Origin of the sequence: Burkholderia pseudomultivorans, assembly GCF_902499075.1 — a bacterium.
Lineage (GTDB): Bacteria > Pseudomonadota > Gammaproteobacteria > Burkholderiales > Burkholderiaceae > Burkholderia > Burkholderia pseudomultivorans.
Window position 1 is genome coordinate 17704 of sequence record NZ_CABVPP010000067.1, and the last position, 18298, is coordinate 36001.

General features: G+C 68.2%; 18 protein-coding genes. 8 read left to right on the forward strand and 10 right to left on the reverse strand.

Translation table 11 applies throughout. From position 1 onward, the window contains the following. Positions 1–2: 2 nt before the first annotated feature. The 7 genes from BST28156_RS29775 to BST28156_RS29805 all read right to left on the reverse strand — a co-directional run bounded on the left by BST28156_RS29775 (position 3) and on the right by BST28156_RS29805 (position 8171). Positions 3–920 carry an ABC transporter permease subunit gene (locus tag BST28156_RS29775; RefSeq protein ID WP_174904093.1) on the reverse strand — a complete coding sequence of 306 codons (918 nt, stop codon included), beginning with the start codon at positions 918–920 and terminating at the stop codon, positions 3–5. A gap of 4 nt (positions 921–924) precedes the next feature. Beyond that, positions 925–1935: an ABC transporter permease subunit gene (locus BST28156_RS29780; protein ID WP_060244167.1), complete on the reverse strand. Its 1011-nt coding sequence runs from the start codon at positions 1933–1935 to the stop codon at positions 925–927. A gap of 118 nt (positions 1936–2053) precedes the next feature. Beyond that, a complete protein-coding gene (locus BST28156_RS29785) occupies positions 2054–3682 on the reverse strand; it encodes an ABC transporter substrate-binding protein (protein WP_060244169.1) in 1629 nt (542 codons plus the stop codon). A gap of 342 nt (positions 3683–4024) precedes the next feature. Further along, complete coding sequence (locus BST28156_RS29790) at positions 4025–5332, reverse strand: MFS transporter (RefSeq protein ID WP_174904094.1); 1308 nt, start codon at positions 5330–5332, stop codon at positions 4025–4027. A 189-nt stretch (positions 5333–5521) separates the two neighbouring features. Continuing rightward, on the reverse strand, positions 5522–5833 hold the full coding sequence (locus BST28156_RS29795; protein WP_009692637.1) for a high-potential iron-sulfur protein: 312 nt from the start codon (positions 5831–5833) through the stop codon (positions 5522–5524). A 156-nt stretch (positions 5834–5989) separates the two neighbouring features. Then, positions 5990–7099 carry an NAD(P)/FAD-dependent oxidoreductase gene (locus BST28156_RS29800; RefSeq protein ID WP_174904095.1) on the reverse strand — a complete coding sequence of 370 codons (1110 nt, stop codon included), beginning with the start codon at positions 7097–7099 and terminating at the stop codon, positions 5990–5992. A gap of 91 nt (positions 7100–7190) precedes the next feature. Then, positions 7191–8171, reverse strand: coding sequence for an AAA family ATPase (locus BST28156_RS29805; RefSeq protein WP_060244174.1), 981 nt, complete (start codon positions 8169–8171; stop codon positions 7191–7193). A gap of 230 nt (positions 8172–8401) precedes the next feature. Between BST28156_RS29805 and BST28156_RS29810 the strand changes: the two genes are divergently transcribed. The 8 genes from BST28156_RS29810 (at position 8402) to BST28156_RS29845 (ending at position 16362) form a co-directional block, all read left to right on the forward strand. Next, positions 8402–9121, forward strand: a complete 720-nt coding sequence (locus BST28156_RS29810) for a nitroreductase (protein WP_174904096.1) — start codon at positions 8402–8404, stop codon at positions 9119–9121. A gap of 146 nt (positions 9122–9267) precedes the next feature. Beyond that, complete coding sequence (locus BST28156_RS29815; RefSeq protein ID WP_060244178.1) at positions 9268–9756, forward strand: hypothetical protein; 489 nt, start codon at positions 9268–9270, stop codon at positions 9754–9756. 5 nt (positions 9757–9761) lie between these two features. Continuing rightward, entirely contained in the window at positions 9762–10577 is an 816-nt protein-coding gene (locus BST28156_RS29820) for an endonuclease/exonuclease/phosphatase family protein (protein ID WP_174904097.1), read from the forward strand. Between the two features lie 244 nt (positions 10578–10821). Next, complete coding sequence (locus BST28156_RS29825) at positions 10822–11592, forward strand: ferredoxin--NADP reductase (protein WP_060244182.1); 771 nt, start codon at positions 10822–10824, stop codon at positions 11590–11592. Positions 11593–12009: 417 nt separating this feature from the next. Then, on the forward strand, positions 12010–12825 hold the full coding sequence (gene rqpS / locus BST28156_RS29830; RefSeq protein WP_060244185.1) for a quorum system sensor histidine kinase RqpS: 816 nt from the start codon (positions 12010–12012) through the stop codon (positions 12823–12825). Between the two features lie 7 nt (positions 12826–12832). Continuing rightward, a complete protein-coding gene (gene rqpR, locus BST28156_RS29835; RefSeq protein ID WP_060244188.1) occupies positions 12833–13489 on the forward strand; it encodes a response regulator transcription factor RqpR in 657 nt (218 codons plus the stop codon). A 166-nt stretch (positions 13490–13655) separates the two neighbouring features. Continuing rightward, positions 13656–15062: a branched-chain amino acid transporter BcaP gene (gene bcaP / locus BST28156_RS29840; protein WP_174904098.1), complete on the forward strand. Its 1407-nt coding sequence runs from the start codon at positions 13656–13658 to the stop codon at positions 15060–15062. A gap of 274 nt (positions 15063–15336) precedes the next feature. Beyond that, positions 15337–16362: an XdhC family protein gene (locus BST28156_RS29845; RefSeq protein WP_060244300.1), complete on the forward strand. Its 1026-nt coding sequence runs from the start codon at positions 15337–15339 to the stop codon at positions 16360–16362. A gap of 65 nt (positions 16363–16427) precedes the next feature. Here the strand turns inward: BST28156_RS29845 and BST28156_RS29850 are convergent, their stop codons facing one another. The 3 genes from BST28156_RS29850 to fliK all read right to left on the reverse strand — a co-directional run. Continuing rightward, positions 16428–17147, reverse strand: coding sequence for a PepSY-associated TM helix domain-containing protein (locus tag BST28156_RS29850; protein ID WP_060244192.1), 720 nt, complete (start codon positions 17145–17147; stop codon positions 16428–16430). A 258-nt stretch (positions 17148–17405) separates the two neighbouring features. After that, positions 17406–17723 (reverse strand): EscU/YscU/HrcU family type III secretion system export apparatus switch protein, encoded by a 318-nt coding sequence (locus tag BST28156_RS29855; protein WP_174904099.1) that lies wholly within the window; start codon positions 17721–17723, stop codon positions 17406–17408. After that, positions 17720–18298 (reverse strand): flagellar hook-length control protein FliK (gene fliK / locus BST28156_RS29860; RefSeq protein ID WP_174904100.1); only part of this gene is annotated, 579 nt, incomplete at its 5' end. The genes BST28156_RS29855 and fliK, both read right to left, overlap by 4 nt.

An 18298-nucleotide genomic window follows, 5' to 3' on the forward strand; every position in this document is an offset into this window, starting at 1 on the left:
GCTCAGGCCATCCGTTTCAGTTTGGGATCGAGCGCATCGCGCAGCCCGTCGCCGAGCAGGTTGATCGCGAGCACCGAAATCAGGATCGACAGGCCAGGCATCGTCACGATCCACCATGCGTTGTCGATGTAGTCGCGCGCGGACGCGAGCATCGCGCCCCACTCGGCGGTCGGCGGCTGCACGCCGAGGCCGAGGAAGCCGAGCGCGGCCGCGTCGAGGATCGCCGACGAGAAGCCGAGCGTCGCCTGTACGATCAGCGGCGCCGTGCAGTTCGGCAGCACCTGCGAGAACATCAGCCGCAGCGTGCCGGCGCCGGCGACGCGCGACGCCGTCACGTACTCCTTCTGAAGCTCGCCGAGCGCCGACGCGCGCGTGAGGCGCACATAGGCCGGCAGCGCGACGATCGCGATCGCGAACATCGTGTTGGTCAGGCCCGGGCCGATGATCGCGACGACCGCGACCGCGAGCAGCAGCGACGGCAGCGCGAGCAGCACGTCCATGATGCGCATCACCGGCGTGTCGGCCCACTTCTGGAAGAACGCGGCGACCAGCCCGAGCACGATGCCGGGGATCAGCGCGAGCACGACCGACACGAAGCCGATCCAGAACGACATGCGCGCGCCGAACATCAGCCGCGAAAGGATGTCGCGGCCCGCTTCGTCGGTGCCGAGGATGAACTTCCAGTTGCCGCCTTCGAGCCACGCGGGCGGGATCTTCACGAAGTCGCGGTATTGCTCGACCGGGCTGTGCGGCGCGAGCACCGGCGCGAGCAGCGCGACCAGGATCAGCGCGAGCACGACGATGCCCGCGCCGACCGCGCCGCGGTTGCGCGAGAAGTTGGCCCAGAATTCGCGCAGCGCGAGCGCGCGGCCGCCGGCCGGCGCGGATTCGGTCGGCAGGGTATTTTGCAGATTGCTCATGGCATTACCTCGTGTGGCGGATGCGCGGATTCAGCACGCCGTACAGCAGGTCGACGACCAGGTTCACGACGATCACGAGCGTCGCGATCAGCAGGATGCCGCCCTGGACGACCGGATAGTCGCGGCGGCCGATCGCATCGATCAGCCACTTGCCGACGCCGGGCCACGAAAACAGCGTCTCGGTCAGCACCGCGCCCGCGAGCAGCGTGCCGATCTGCAGGCCGATCACGGTGACGACCGGAATCAGCGCGTTGCGCAGCGCATGCACGACCACCACGCGCGCCGGCGACAAACCCTTCGCGCGCGCGGTGCGAATGTAGTCCTCGCGGAGCACTTCGAGCATCGATGAGCGCGTCATCCGCGCGATCACCGCGAGCGGAATCGTGCCGAGCACGATCGCGGGCAGGATCAGGTGGCTGACCGCCGACTTGAACGAGCCTTCGTCCGGTGCGAGCAGCGCGTCGATCAGCATGAAGCCGGTCGGATGCGGGAAGTCGTATTCGACCGCGATGCGCCCCGACACGGGCGTCCAGCCGAGGTACGACGAAAACACCATGATGAGGATCAGCCCCCACCAGAAGATCGGCATCGAGTAGCCGGTGAGCGCGGTGCCCATCACGCCGTGGTCGACGATCGAGCCGCGCCGCAGCGCGGCGATCACGCCGGCCGGCAGCCCGACCGCGAGCGCGAACACGAGCGCGCACAGCGACAGCTCGACGGTCGCCGGAAAGCGCGCGAAGAACTCGCCCGCGACGCTCGTGTTGGTGATGATCGACGTGCCGAGGTCGCCGTGCAGTGCACGGCCGATGTAGTGGAGATACTGCACGGGCAGCGGCTGGTCGAGCCCGAGGCGTTTCATCGCCTCCGCGTGCATCGCAGGATCGACGCCGCGCTCGCCCATCATCACTTCGATGGGGTCGCCCGGTATCAGGTGAATCAGCGCGAACGCGAGAATGGTGATGCCGATGAAGGTCGGAATCACCATGCCCACGCGGCGCAACACGAATCGGAGCATGATGCGTCTCGTCTTTTCTTGTGGGAAATGTGCGACCGGCGACGGGAAGCTTTTGGCCTCCCGCCGCCGGATGATGTCAAGCCGGTCTTCTCAACGACGACAGCTTACGCCAGCCCGGTTACTTCACGCTGACACCGTCGAAGCGCGCATAGCCGAGCGGCTCGATGCGCATGTCGACGATGTTCTTGCGCACCGGCTGGTAGACCGTCGAGTTCGCGATCGGCGAGAACGGCAACTGCTGCGCGAAGATCTGCTGCGCCTGCGTGTAGAGCTTGGTGCGCGCATCCTGGCCCGTCGTCGTGCGCCCCTTCTGGATCAGCTCGTCGAACGGCTTGTAGCACCAGTGCGAGAAGTTGTTGCCCTTGATCGCCTCGCAGCCGAGCAGCGTGCCGAGCCAGTTGTCGGGGTCGCCGTTGTCGCCCGTCCAGCCGATCAGCATCGTGTCCTGCTCGCCGGTGTGCGCGCGCTTGATGTACTCGCCCCACTCGTACGTGACGATCTTCGCCTTCACGCCGATCTTCGCCCAGTCGGCCTGGATCATCTCGGCCATCAGGCGTGCGTTCGGGTTGTACGCGCGCTGCACGGGCATCGCCCACAGCGTGATGTCGAAGCCGTTCGGATAACCGGCCTTCGCGAGCAGCGCCTTCGCCTTCGCGGTGTCGTACGCGGCCATCTTCAGGTTCTTGTCGTACGACCATTGGGTCGGCGGCATCGGCGCGGTCGCGGCCTGGCCCGCACCCTGATACACGGATTCGAGGATCGCCTTCTTGTTGATCGCCATGTCGAGCGCCTGACGCACCTCGAGCTTGTCGACCGGCTTGTGCTCGACGTTGTACGCGAGGTAGCCGAGGTTGAAGCCCGGCTGCGACGGCATGTCGATGTTCGAGTCGGCCTTCAGCGTCGCGATGTCGGCCGGACGCGGATAGCTCATCACCTGGCACTCGTTGCGCTTGATCTTCTGCACGCGCACGCCCGGGTCGGGCGTGATCGAGAAGATCAGCTTCGAGATCTTCACTTCGCCCTTCTTCCAATAGTCAGGATTGCCGTCGAAACGGATCGTCGCATCCTTCGTGTAGCTGCGGAAGATGAACGGGCCCGTGCCGACCGGCTTCTGGTTGATGTCGGCGGCCTTGCCGGCCTTCATCAGCTGGTCCGCGTATTCGGCCGACAGAATCGACGCGAATTCCATCGCCATGTTCTGGATGAACGGCGCGTTCGGCTCCGCGAGCGTGAACTTCACGGTGTACGGATCGACCTTCTCGACCTTCGTGATCAGCTTGTCGAGGCCCATGTCGGTGAAGTACGGGAACGACACCGGGTATGCCTTGCGGAACGCGTTGTTCGGGTCGAGCATGCGCTGGAACGTGAACACGACGTCGTCCGCGTTGAATTCGCGGGTCGGCTTGAAGAAGTCGGTCGTGTGGAACTTCACGCCGTGGCGCAGATGGAAGGTGTAGACCTTGCCGTCCGGCGACACGTCCCACTTTTCGGCGAGGCCGGGCTCGACCTTGGTGCCGCCGCGCTCGAACTCGACGAGACGGTTGTAGACGGTGAACGTGGCGGCGGTGAAATCGACGCCGGTCGTGAATTGCGCGGAATCGAAACCCGCCGGGCTGCCTTCTGAGCAGTAGACGAGCGTCTTGTTCGGGATCTGTGCGAATGCAGAGCCCGCGATGCCGAGCGATGCCGCTGCCACGCCTGCAATGGCGGTAACACGCAGGGTGTGCAACAGACGGTTGTATTCCATGTTTCCTCCAGGTCTCCAGATCGGAACCGGTCCCTCGGGGGTCCGGCGTACGCGGATATTACTTGAGCAAACGATTTTGCAACAAGCTGGAGAAAAAACTCTTCCAGACGCATCGGCACGGGTTTTTGCGGATGTTTTGCCGCTGCGAAAAATGCGAGAACGCGCGCGAGCGACGGTTCCGTTCATCGCGCACATGTTTCCTTCGACAACTAAACATTTCGGCCGCGAACACGAACACGCGACACCGCGTCTTGCCGCAGCCTCACGCGTTTCTTGCAGTTTTTGCGCTACGTCATTGCATGCCGCGAAACCTTGCATGTCGCGACACGATGTGCGTCAGCGTCACGCCGGCGCGTCGAGATCGGCACTGCGCGCGGGCACGAACGCGACCGCAACGATCGACAGCGCGAGTCCCGCCATCACGTAATAGGTCGGCGCGAGCGGCGTGCCCGTGACCTTGATCAGCCACGTGACGATGAACTGGCCGAAGCCGCCGAACAGCATCACCGCGACGTTGTATGCGATCGACAGCCCGGTCGAGCGCACGTTGGCCGGAAACAGCTCGGCGATCATCGCGCCGAACGGGCCGTAGTAGCCCGCGAGCGTCACCGACAGCACGGCCTGCACCGCGATCAGCCGGCCGACGCTCGGCGCGGCGTCGAGCCACGCGAACAGCGGATAGATCAGTGCGAGCGTCAGCACCAGCGACCACAGCGACAACCCCTTGCGGCCGATGCGGTCCGACCATGCGCCCGCGACCGGCGACAGCACGGTGAGCAGCAGATTGCCGATGATCACCGCGGAGAACGAGTCCGCATACGGCAGCTTCAGCTGCTTCACCGCGAAGGTCGGCAGGTAGCTGATCAGCACGTAGACCGTCACCGTCAGCGCGATCACCGAGCCGAGCCCGCACATCACCTCGCGCGAGTGGCGCGCGAACACTTCGCCGAGCGTCGCGCGACGCGCGTTCTGCCGCGCATGCAGGAATGCTTCGGAATCCGCGAGATGGCGGCGGATATAGAAGCCGATCGGCCCGATCACGAGCCCGATGATGAACGGCACGCGCCAGCCCCAGGCGCGCAGCGCGTCGTGCGACAGCCCGCGCGTGACGGCCGCGCCGACCAGCGCGCCGGCCAGCAGCGCGGCCGCCTGGCTCGCCATCTGCCAGCTGCCGTAGAAGCCGCGCTTCGAGAACGGCGCGGCCTCGATCAGCAGCGCGGTCGCGCTGCCGAACTCGCCGCCCGCGGAGAAGCCCTGCAGCAGGCGGCCGAACACGATCAGCAGCGGGCCGCCGATGCCGATCGCCGCATACGGCGGCGCAACCGCGAGCAGGAAGATGCCGGCCGTCATCAGCAGGATCACGAGCGACAGCGCGGCCTTGCGGCCCGCGCGATCCGCGTACAGCCCGAGCACGATGCCGCCGATCGGGCGCATGAAGAACGCGACGCCGAACGTCGCGGTGGTGAGCAGCAGCGACGCGTATTCGCTGGAGGTCGGGAAGAACAGCTCGGCGATCACGACCACCATGAAGCTGAACACCGTGAAGTCGTACCATTCGAGCGCGTTGCCGATCACCGCGGCCGCCACCACGCGCCGGTTCAGCGCACGCTCGGGCCGGACCGTCTTCGTTGAGTTCGCAATCGTCGCCATGCGTGCCTCGTCCTCGTGAATTCGCCGTGTCGGACGGCTCGGCGCACGCGTTGCCGCGGCGCATCGGTTTGCAGCGAGTGTAGAAAGCGACGGAACCGTTTTCAAGCAATAAAAACGCCCGCCGTCTTTCGACGGCAGGCGTTTTGCGGTTTTCGCGACATTGCGGCACCGCACGATGCCGCACGGGCGTCAGCCCATCTTCGAGAATGCGCTGCACCAGCCCTTCGCCGACACCTGCTTGCCGGGGAATGCGCCGCACGGGCCCGATGCCGAACCCTTCTTGCCCTGGTACAGCATGCAGGCCGCGCAATCCTGGCCTGCCGCGTATTTCGGATACTTCGCCTTGTCGACCTTGGTGGCGTCGGCCTTGTAGCCGAGCGCCGTCGCGGTCGGATCGCTTTCCGACAGCATCGGTGCATCGGCCAGCGCTTCGCGCGACAGCGCCAGCGCGGACACGACGCCGACGCTCGAAATCAGGAAACTCCGACGGGATGTTTTCATGGGGACTCGCTCCAACGTTATCGGTTTGAAAGCTGTTCTGGCGACAGCTGCTACAGCATAACCGCCCAGCGATGAAACGTGCGCCCCGAAATGCCGGAAATAATGAATTCGACACGGCCGGCCCGAGCCCGCTCGAACCGCCCCGCTGCGGCGGGCTCAGCCGTACGCGGTCATCTCGCCGACGCGCTGCGCGAGCGCGAGCGACGCGGTGAGTCCCGGCGACTCGATGCCGAACAGGTTCACGAGCCCGCGCACGCCGTGCTGCGCGGCGCCCTGCACGACGAAGTCGGCCGGCGGCTCGCCGGGCCCCGCGAGCTTCGGCCGGATCCCCGAGTATGCGGGTTGCAGCGCATCGTCGGGCAGCGCCGGCCAGTACGCGCGGATCGACGCGTAGAACGCGCGGGCGCGCGCCGGGTCGACTGCGTAGCGCAGCGAATCGCACCATTCGACGTCCGGGCCGAAACGCGCCTGTCCCGCGAGGTCGAGCGTCAGGTGCACGCCGAGCCCCGCGCGGTCGGGCATCGGATAGACGAGATGCGAGAACGGTGCGCGACCGGTCAGGCTGAAATAATTACCGCGCGCAAGATAGAGCGGCGGCACCCAGTGCGGATCGAGACCGCGCGTGCGGCGCGCGAGCGCCTGCGCGCCGAGACCGGCGCTATTGATCACGCACGCGGCCTCGATCTCGGCGGGCGCGGCGCCGCCGGTGTGCACGACGAAGCGGCCGCCGCGCAGCACGTCGATCGACTCGACCGGCGCTTGCAGCGCGCAGACGGCGCCGTCGCGCTCCGCGTCGCCGAGCAGCGCGAGCATCAGCTGATGGCTGTCGACGATGCCGGTGGACGGCGAGAACAGCGCCTCCACGCATTCGAGCGCGGGCTCGAGCGCCTGCGCCTCGATGCGCGTGAGCGGCAGCAGGTCGAGCACGCCGTTTTCCTCGGCGCGCGCGGCGATCGCCTTCAGCTGCTTCACCTGCGCGGGCGTCGTCGCGACGAGCAGCTTGCCGACGCGCCGGTGCGGCACATGATGCGTTTCGCAGAAGGCGTACAGCAGGTCGCGCCCGTGCACGCACGAGGTCGCCTTCAGCGAGCCGCGCGGATAGTAGAGCCCCGCATGGATCACCTCGCTGTTGCGCGAACTCGTGCCGGTGCCGATCGCATCGGCCGCTTCGAGCACGATCGTTTCACGTCCGCGCGCGGCCAGTTCGCGCGCAATCGCGAGACCGACGACGCCGGCGCCGATCACTACACAATCCATCTGCTCCATGACTTGTCGCATCGAGGGGAGACGGAAGAATTGTACGTCCCGGTTCGCCCGCTTGCCGAACGCGAATGCGGCACCGACTCGCCGCGCGGGTTCAGAACCCGATCGGCCTGCGCCGGGCCGCGCCCTCGTCGGCGCGGATGTCGCGCGGCTCGATCGCGTCGCGGCCGTCGAGGCGCGCGGCGCCGAACGCGTGCAGCAGCGCGCGGCGCATCGTGCGCGGCGGCGTCGCGGCCAGCACGTCGAGCGCGGCATCGCCGAGCGTGTCGGGAAAGCGCCGCCCCCACGCATGCGAGCCGCGGATCTCGTCGTAGATCGCCTGCGCGATGCGGCGCGCGCCGGCCGCATCGGGCGGCGCGATCTCGTACACGTTCATCCGGTTGAGCAGCGGTTCCGGAATCGCCTGCGCATCGTTCGCGGTCGCGATCCAGATCACGTTGCCCGCATCGATCGGCACCTCGGCGAATTCGTCGATGAACGCGCGCGCGGTGTCGTGTTCGAGCAGCGCGTACAGCGCGCCGAGCGGGTCGTATTGCGCGTCGGCGCCGGCCTTGTCGATCTCGTCGACCGCAATTACCGGGTTCGCGTAGCTGCCGTTCACCAGCGCGTCGAACACCTTGCCGGGCTTCGCGTTCTTCCATTGCGACGACGCGCCCGACAGGATCCAGCCGGCCGTCAGCGAACTCATCGGCACGTAGTGATACGCGGTGCCGAGCATCTGCGCGAGCGCCTTCGCGAAGTGCGTCTTGCCGATGCCGGGCGGGCCGAGCAGCAGGATCGGCATCAGTTCGAGCCGGTCCTCCGTTTCGAGGCACAGCGCGATCTGCTTGCGCACGTCGTCGAGCGGCTCGGCGAAATTCGGCAACGCGTCGCCCAGCTCGTCGAACGACGGCATCCGGTTCGGCTTCACGCAGAAGCGCAGATTGCCGGTCTTGAGCATCCGTTCATAGGTGGCGCGCAGTGCGTCGCTCGCGCTCTCGTTCAGGTCGTTCAGCGCGGTCTCGACCTGCTCGAGGTCGTACACCGTGCTGAAGGACGCCACCGCCAGTTCCTGTTTCACCATCGCCGTCGTCATACCAACCTCGCTACCGCTTGCTGTCACGTCGTCATCAGACCCTTACGATTTCAGTGTAGCGGGACCAAATCTGCGCGCAAGCAAGCAGCCGCGCGCGGGTGCTGCTAACAGCGGCGGCGCGCTGCACGCGCGGGCGGCGCGGCGTATCATCGACAGTTCACCGGCCGGCGCGCCGGCCTCGCCGGCGGCGCTTCGCGCGCCGCGTCCGCTTTCGTCCCGAAGGGTTGCCGATGTCCGTCCCCGCCGCTTTCCCGCGCGTCGACCTCGACGCGATTCGCGCCGTCGACGCCGCGCTCACGTCGCGCCGCTCGGTGCGCGCGTTCCTGCCGACGCCCGTGCCGCGCGACACGCTCGAAGCGATCCTCGAAGCCGCGAGCCGCGCGCCGTCGGGCACCAACATCCAGCCGTGGCGCGTGTATGTCGCGACCGGCGCGACCCGCGACGCGCTCGCGGCCGCACTCACTGCCGCATACGACGATCCCGCCCGCGACGAGAAATACGTGGCCGAGTACGACTACTACCCGCGCGAATGGGTGTCGCCTTATATCGACCGGCGCCGCAAGGTCGGCTGGGACCTGTACGGGCTATTGAACATCCGCCGCGACGAAAAGGCCCGCATGCACGCGCAGCACGCGCGCAACTTCCGCTTCTTCGATGCGCCGGTCGCGCTGTTCTTCACGCTCGACCGGATCATGACGCACGGCGCGTGGCTCGACTGCGGGATGTTCCTGCAGGGCGTGATGACGGCCGCGCGCGCCCGCGGCCTCGATACCTGCCCGCAGGCCGCGTTCGTGCCGTTCCACCGGATCGTCGCCGAACACCTCGGCATCCCGGCCAACGAACAGCTCGTGTGCGGGATGTCGCTCGGCCATGCAGACCCGGACGCGGTCGAGAACCGCCTCGTCACCGAGCGCGCGAGCGTCGCCGAGTTCGCGCGCTTTTTTGCTTGAAAACGCATGTCCCGGACCTACCTTTCGGACAGGACCGCATCGTGCGGCGAACCCGCCGCGTCGGATGCGGTCGGATCACCGCCAAAATCGATCGGGCGTAAGATGTGCGTCCGTTCCCCGCTATCCCGCGTTTCCGGAGAGGTTTCATGCTGAAACACGGCCTGGCCGTCCTGCTCGCGAGCGTCGCGCTCGCCGCCCATGCACAGAGCCCTGCACCGGCCGTCGTCGCGTGGGAGATCCAGGTGGTCCGCGACGGTCAGACGATCGACACGTTCCAGCAGCGCACCACCGTGGGTCAGACCCGCACCGACACCCATCGCTATCCGTCCGCCGTCTCGGTCGGCTGCGGCAGCGCCGCGCGCGCCGTGCCGACCGAGCGTTCGCGCTCGGTCACGGTCGCCCCGCTCGCCGTCGACGACGGCGCGCACACCGTGTCGCTCGCGCTCGACGTGCAGGAAACGCTCGACGACGACGGCGCAAAGCCGAGCGACCCGTGCGTGCCGGCGTCGCCGCGGCAGATCGTCGCGAGCCATCCCGGGCTGTCGGTCGGCGCCGACGCGTGGACCGACTGGACGCTCGTCGAACAGCATCCGCACCTCGTGTACCGCGTGCGTGCGCACGTCGCGAAGGACTGACCGCCATGTCCGCCGACGCCCTGTCCCTGCCGTTCGCCGAGCCGCACGCCGCACCCGACGAACTCACCGCGGTGAGCTGGAACCTGCACAAGGGCCGCTCGCCGCTCGGCTTCACCGCGTGGAACGCGATGCGCAACTGGATGCAGTCGACGCACGCCGACGTCTATTTCCTGCAGGAAGCGATGGCGCGCCGCATGCCGCGCCCCGTGCTCGCGCCCGGCTTCGGCGCGCCGATGGACGACGCGTACGACGACGTCTGGCACTGCCAGGCCACCGAGATCGCGCACGCGCTCGACTGGCAGATCGCGCTCGGGCCGAACGTGTTCAAGCCGTCGTGGCGGCACGGCAACGCGATCCTGTCGCCGCATCCGCTCGACCTCGGCGGCCGCTGGGACATCTCCGCGCACCGCTTCGAGCGGCGCGGGCTGCTGGTCGCGCGCGCGACGCTCGCGGGCTCGCGCCCCGTCACGCTGCTGTGCGCGCACCTCGCGCTCACGCGCGCGGCGCGGCTGCGCCAGATGCACTGGATCGCGCACTGGATCGTGCGCAACGCGGGCGCCGGCCCGCTCGTGCTCGCCGGCGACTTCAACGACTGGCGCAACGATTCGGTCGCGCTGTTCGGCGAGATCGGGCTGTCCGAGGTCGCGACGCTGCTCGGCCAGTCCGGGCGCACGTTCCCCGCGTTCTCGCCGGCGCTCGCGCTCGACAAGATGTTCGTGCGCGGGCTGACGCCGCTCGAATGGCATGCGCCGTCGGGCGAAACCGCGTGGCTGTCGGATCACCTGCCGTACATCGCGCGCCTGCGCCTCGATCCGCAGTAGCGCGCGTCGTCTACATCGAAAACATTCCGTAAGGATGCGTTGCGTCAAATCCGCGCCGCCGCGGGGGTCAAGCCCGCGATTAGCGCAAGCAGGGTAAAATACCGAGTTCCTCAATCGTCTGTCATCGAGAAGGCGCGTGTCCGACGCGCCGGCCGGCCGATCCGCGATCGGGCCGACGCACTCGGTTTTTGCCCGTTTTTGGGCCCGTTACACGCGATCGCTACGCGCGTCCGTTTTCAAAGCCATGAGCAAATTCGACACCGCCACCGTCCAATCCGTCCATCACTGGACCGACACGCTTTTCAGCTTCACCTGCACCCGCGAGGCGAGCCTGCGCTTCAACAACGGCGAATTCACGATGGTCGGCCTCGAGGTCGACGGCAAGCCGCTCGCGCGCGCCTACTCGATCGTGAGCCCGAACTACGAGGAACACCTCGAGTTCTTCAGCATCAAGGTGCAGGACGGCCCGCTGACGTCGCGCCTGCAGCACCTGAAGGTCGGCGACAAGGTGCTGATCGGCAAGAAGCCGACCGGCACGCTGGTCGCCGACAACCTGCTGCCGGGCAAGACGCTGTGGATGCTGTCGACCGGCACGGGCCTCGCGCCGTTCATGTCGATCATCCGCGACCCGGACATCTACGACCGCTTCGAGCGCGTGATCCTGACGCATACGTGCCGCCTGAAGGGCGAGCTCGCGTACATGGACTACATCAAGCACGACCTGCCGGGCCACGAGTACCTCGGCGACATCATCAAGGAAAAGCTCGTCTACTACCCGACGGTCACCCGCGAGGAGTTCGAGAACGAGGGCCGCATCACCGACCTGATCGCGTCGGGCAAGCTGTTCACCGATCTCGGCGTGCCGCCGTTCTCGCCGGAACACGATCGCGTGATGCTGTGCGGCAGCACCGCGATGCTGAAGGACACGACCGAACTGCTGAAGCAGGCCGGCCTCGTCGAAGGCAAGAACAGCGCGCCGGGCCACTACGTGATCGAGCGCGCGTTCGTCGACTGATCCGTCCCCGAAATTTGCGCTGCATCAGGAACCGGAGCGAAAGCTCCGGTTTTTTTTCGTCGCTGCCTTGGCGAATTCGTAACAATAGGCGACCATTTCATCTCAAATAGTTACATTTGGACCCGCCGCGGCCGCGACCTTCGGTGTCGGTGTTTTTCCTACACCGGGTTCAATCCGATTATTCACAATTACCCTTAAATGTCCGTCCAGCATGACCTTTTCCTCATTTTTGAGATATGATTCGCGGCGCGTGGCCATCGCGCCGATGCACGCTGAAGGGTCGGATGAAGGTGTTACTGGATGTAACTTTTGTTACCTTGGCACGCAGCGATTCTCTGGCGGCCGGAGTCGCCGATACGACTGCCGATCCACGCGGCCGGCCGGTGCCTGAACCGCTTTCTGACAGCAGGGAGAGTCATGGATACGTCGCTTAACGCGCCCTCGGGCGCCCACGCCCCGTTCCCGTCGCGGCAGCCCGCCCAGGGCTGTGCCGCCACTGCGCCCATGGCCGCTCCCGCCCCTAAACGCGACACCGGCGCCGCGCGCATCGCGGCACTGTCCGCCCAGTTGCTCGCCGCCGACGAAGCCGCGCGCCGCCATCTGGCCGGCGAGCTGCACGACGGCCTCGGCGCCGAACTCACCGCCGCGCGTTTCGCCCTCGCAAACGTTCAAACGTGGCTGCCGGCCGATGCGCCGGACGGCTGTCTGCGCGCGCTGGAACTCGCGCAGCGCGCGCTCGACGCCGCCACCGACGCGAATCGCCGGCTGATCGACGAACGCGCCACGCCGGCGCTCGACGCGGGCGTGGTCGGCGCGCTGTCGTCGTGGATCGACGCGCACGCGGCCCGCACCGGCCTGCGCACGAGCTTCGTGTGCGCGGCCGACGCGCGCCTGCCGCATCTCGCCGGCGACGGCGCGCTCGCGATCTTCCGCGTCGCGCAGGAAGCGCTGTCGAATGTCGCGAAGCACGCGCGCGCCGCGTCCGTCGACGTGCGGATCGATGCGGACGCCTCCAGTCTGTCGCTGATCGTCGCCGACGATGGGACCGGTTTCGCCCGCAGCCGGCGCGCCGGTTACGGGCTGACCAGCATGCGCGCCCGCTGCGAAGCGTTCGGCGGCAGCCTCGAGCTCGCGCCCGCGCAGGCCGGCCGCGGCACGCGCGTCACCGCGCGCTTCGCGTGGGACGCGCTGTTCGCCGCGCCCGCCGCGCTGCGCCGCGCGTCGCTTTCGTGAGGTCGCGATGAGCCTGAACATCCTGCTCGTGGACGACCACGCGATCGTCCGGCAAGGGATCTGCCAGCTGCTCGTCGATCGCGGCGTCGCGCGCGAGGTCGTCGAAGCCGAGAACGGCGGCGACGCGCTGGCCGCTGTCGACCGGCAGGCATTCGACGTGATCCTGCTCGACATCTCGCTGCCGGACACCAACGGCATCGAGGTGCTCAAGCGCCTGAAGCGCAAGCTGCCGCGCACGCCGGTGCTGATGTTCTCGATGTACCGCGAGGACCAGTACGCGGTGCGCGCGCTGAAGGCCGGCGCGGCCGGCTACCTGTCGAAGACGGTCAACGCCGCGCAGATGATCGGCGCGATCCAGCAGGTCGCGGCCGGCCGCAAGTACGTGAGCCCCGCGATGGCCGAGGCGCTCGCCGAATACGTGTCGTTCGAGAACGAGCCGCTGCCGCACGAGAAGCTGTCCGACCGCGAATACCAGACGCTGTGCATGCTCGCGTCGGGCAAGCGGCTCACCGACATCGCGAACACGCTGTCGCTGTCGGTGAAGACGGTCAGCGTGTACCGTTCGCGGCTGCTCGAGAAGATGCGGCTGTCGAACAACGCGGAGCTCACGTTCTACGTGATGAGCAACCGGCTCGTCGACATGTCGCCCGTCTCCGGCGCCTGACGGGCCGCCGCATCGCGTCGTTGCGCATGCAAGCGCTTGTTTTATCGGACGATTCCGCGCCGTGCCGTTGCGCCGCAGCGGGTCATTCGCGTCAAATCGGCTAAAATTACGGGTTTTCACTCAGCCAGCGTCGCCGCGCTCGCGCGTGCTGGCGATTCCACCCGCAATGTCTCTCTTCCGCAAGAAAAACGTCGATCGGATGATCGCCGGCGCGCACGCCGCCGGGCTCAAGAAAGCGCTCGGCGCGATCGACCTCACCTTCCTCGGCATCGGCGCAATCATCGGCACCGGCATCTTCGTGCTGACCGGCACCGGCGCCGTGCAGGCCGGCCCCGCGCTGATGCTGTCGTTCGTGATCGCCGCGATCGCCTGCGGGCTCGCGGCGCTGTCGTATGCCGAATTCGCGTCGACGATTCCGGTCGCCGGCTCGATCTACACGTATTCGTACGCGACGCTCGGCGAACTGGTCGCATGGATCATCGGCTGGGACCTGATGCTCGAATACGGCCTCGCGGCGTCGGCCGTGTCGGTCGGCTGGTCGGGCTACCTGCAGTCGCTGCTGCAGGGCTTCGGGCTGACGCTGCCGACCGTGCTGACGGCCGCGCCGGGCGCGGTGCCCGGCGCCGTCACGTGGTTCAACCTGCCCGCGTTCCTCGTGATGCTGGTGATCACGACGCTGCTGTCGATCGGCATCCGCGAGTCGACCCGGATCAACAACATCATGGTGTTCATCAAGGTGTCGGTCGTGCTGCTGGTGATCGCGGTCGGCCTGTTCCACGTGACGCCGGCGAACTGGAAGCCGTTCATGCCGCACGGCTGGAACGGCGTGTTCGGCGCGGCGGCCGTGATGTTCTTCGCGTTCATCGGCTTCGACGCGGTGTCGTCGGCCGCCGAGGAGGTGAAGAATCCGAAGCGCGACCTGCCGATCGGCATCATCGCGTCGCTTGCGGTGTGCGCGGTGCTGTACGTGACGGTCGCCGCGGTCGCGACCGGCATCGTGCCGTCGGCGCAGTACGCGAACATCTCGCACCCGATCTCGTACGCGCTGCAGGTGGCCGGCGAGAAGTGGGTCGCGGGCTTCATCGACCTCGGCGCCGTGCTCGGCATGCTGACCGTGATCCTCGTGATGAGCTACGGCCAGACCCGCGTGATCTTCGCGATGTCGCGCGACGGGCTGCTGCCGGCGACGCTGTCGCGCGTGCATCCGCGCTATGCGACGCCGTTCCTGACGACCTGGCTGGTCGGCCTGTTCTTCGGGCTGATCGCCGCGCTGGTGCCGCTCAACGTGCTCGCCGAGCTGATCAACATCGGCACGCTCGCCGCGTTCTCGATGGTGTCGATCGCGGTGCTGGTGCTGCGCCGCACGCACCCCGACCTGCCGCGCGCGTTCCGCTGCCCGGGCGTGCCGGTGGTGCCGATCCTCGCGGTCGCGTCGTGCCTGTTCCTGATGCTGAACCTGCAGCCGATCACGTGGGCCGCGTTCGGCATCTGGCTCGTGATCGGGCTCGTGATCTACTTCCTGTATTCGCGGCATCACTCGAAGCTCGCGCACGGTCACCGCGACGCGCACTGACCGGCGCGTCGGCGCGCACGCCGCGCGCAACGAGATGCGCCGCCGCGCGGGGCTGCAATCGGCCCCGCGCCTTCCCGCCTTCCGCCCGAACCGGCCGCACGCGCGCCGCAGCGGCCGCGCGCCCGATCGCTGCCCGATCGTCGCACTCTCTTGCCCGATCGTCCGGATGTGCCTGCACGGGCCGCAGCCGCCCTGCACGCGCGCGCCGGGCGGTTCATAATCCCGCCATCGAACGACGGCCGGCACGGCAGGCCGTCCGCAACAGGAACAGATGATGGAAAGCGTCGATCTCGATGTACTGAAATCCAGCGCGCGCTGGCTCGAAGAAGGGCGGCGCGTGCTGCTCGTGACGGTCGTCAAGACCTGGGGCTCGTCGCCGCGCCCGGAAGGCGCGATGCTCGCGGTGCGCGAGGACGGGCTGGTCGTCGGCTCGGTGTCCGGCGGCTGCATCGAGGACGACCTGATCGCCCGCGTGCATGCGAGCGGCATCGCGCCCGACGCGCGCCCGGAAGCCGTGAAATACGGCGTGACGGCCGAGGAAGCGCACCGCTTCGGGCTGCCGTGCGGCGGCACGATCCAGCTCGTGATGGAGCCGCTCACGCGCGACAGCGGGATCGCGGCGCTCTGCGCGGAAATCGAGGCCGGCCGCCTCGTCACGCGCACGATGACGCTCGCCACCGGCCGCGCGTCGCTGTCGCCCGCGCTGGCGACCGACGGGCTCGCCTTCGACGGCGAACGGCTCGTGACGATCCACGGCCCGCGCTTCCGGATGCTCGTGATCGGCGCGGGGCAGCTGTCGCGCTATCTGTGCCAGATCGCGGTCGGGCTCGACTACCAGGTGACGGTGTGCGACCCGCGCGTCGAATACACGGACGGGTGGGACGTGCCGGGCACGCGCGTCGTGCATACGATGCCCGACGACACCGTGCTCGACATGAAGCTCGATGCGCGCTCGGCGGTGATCGCGCTCACGCACGATCCGAAGCTCGACGACCTCGCGCTGATGGAGGCGCTGAAAACGCCCGCGTTCTACGTCGGCGCGCTCGGCTCGCGGCGCAACAACGCGGCGCGGCGCGAGCGGCTGCGCGAATTCGACCTGAACGAAGCGGAACTGGCGCGCCTGCACGGGCCGGCCGGCATCTACATCGGCAGCCGGACGCCGCCGGAAATCGCGATCTCGATCCTCGCGGAAGTCACGGCCGCGAAGAACAACGTGTCGCTGCCGACGATCCTGCAGGTCGAAGGCGCGAAGGCCGCGCGCGAAATCGCCGCGAACGGCGGCACGGCCTGCGGGCTCTGAGCGCGCGAAACGCGCCCGCCGTCGCCCGCCGTCGCCCGCCGCGGCGGGCGCGCAAGGCGCACGCGTCAGGCGAGGCCCGCGACGAGCGCGGCGGCGACCGAGCCGGCCACCAGCACGACGCCGACCGTGCGGCGCTTGTTCAGCTCGGTCCACAGCAGCACGCCGGTCAGCGACAGCAGGATCAGCGAGCCCGCGATCGTGTCCATCAGCAGCACCCAGCCGATCCCCATGCCGACGCCGCGATGCAGGCTGTTCAGCGTCGACAGGAACGAGTTGCCGGTGCGCTTCACCGACACGTAGCCGTTGCCGACCCAGTATTCGGCCTGCAGGTTCTGGTGTGGCCCGAACACGCCGAACTGCCAGTGCTCCGGCTGCATCACGCGCTTGTCGCCCCACGCGACGGCCTGCGCGGGTTCCTTGCGCACGCGGCCCGGACGGCCGTCGAAGTGCAGTTCGTGCTGCAGCCATCGGGTCATCGCGGCCGGCGACTTCGGCACCGGATCGGGCAGCGCGATCTGCATCTGCTCGACCTGCGGTTCGCCGGTCGGAATCTTCAGCGGCGGCGCGCGGTGATTGAGCAGCACGCCGGTCACGCCGAACAGCAGCCCGAGCACCGCCCCCCACAGCCCGACCCAGCCGTGCACCTTGCGCAGCCACTTGATGAAGGTCGCGCGGCGCGAACGGTGGCGGCGCGCGGACAGTTCCGCGTCGGTCAGCGGACGTGCCGACGGATGCAGCACGGTGACGCCCGCTCGCGGCGGGTCGATGGTTTCGGGCGCGTTCACGCGAAAGTATCCATTCGTTCAAAACAACGGGCGGCGCGTGGAGATCGCGCGCCGCCCGTTCGACATGAAAATGAGAATGGATATCATTACATAAATTGAGATTGGGCTCAATGGAAGCCGGCCCGTCGCGACGGGCTTGACGGCCAAAGATGCCGAATTATGCGAGAAGAACGCGCGGCAATGAGCGCATATCGAAGCGAGATGCCGACCGAAAGGCCTTTGTAGTCTTCGCGCGTTTTCCGCACGCGGCGACCACGCTCAGCGCAGCGGCGGCAGCGGAAAGCGCGGCGACGTGTCGTCCGGCCCGGCCTCGGGGCGGTCGAGCGCGTACAGCCACGCGAGCAGGTCCGCGACGGCCTGGTAGAGCTGCGGCGGAATCCGGTCGTCGAGATCGACCTGCATCAGCAGCGACACCATCTCCGGCGCCGTATGCACGTACAGCCCCGCATCGTGCGCGCGCGCGACGATCATCTCGGCCAGCGCGCCGTAGCCCTTCGCCACCACGCGCGGCGCGGCGTCGCCGCCTTTCGGGTCGTAGACGAGCGCGGCCGCGCGCTTGCGGGACGTCATGCTCATCGCGGCGCCTCGTCGTCGGCCGGCGTGCGCGGCCCCGCCCCGCCCGCCGCGCCGCGCGCATAGGCGGTCGCGGCCGCCTGCGCGGCGAACAGGTCGAATGCGTCGGGCGCATGGTCGACCGCGCGGATCGACAGTCCGCCCAGTTGCAACCCCGACCCTTCGAAGCGCCGGCGCAGCGCGGCCTCGTGCTGCGTGAGGCGCACGGCGCCCGCATGGTTCGCGCGCAGCCGCGCGACGAGCTGCGCACCGCTGAGCACCAGTTCCGCATCGACCGTGCCGAGCGACGGCAGCGTCAGCGTCAGGCGCGTGCGCCACGCGATGCCGTCGCCCGCATCGTCGCTGCCGCCGCGCGGTGCGCGGCCGCCCGGATCGTCGGGCTCGATCGTCCAGTCGAGCCGCGCACCGGGCCACGCGTCGCCCGTCCAGCGGAACTGGTCGGTCGCGAGCGCGTCGAGCTGCTGCCGTACCAGCGGCACCGCGGCCGGATGCACGGGCGACGGCGCCTGCGCGTCGGACGACGCGGCGGACAGGTCGGCGGCGCCCGGCGGCCACGCTGCATGCGGCCGCGCGGCCGC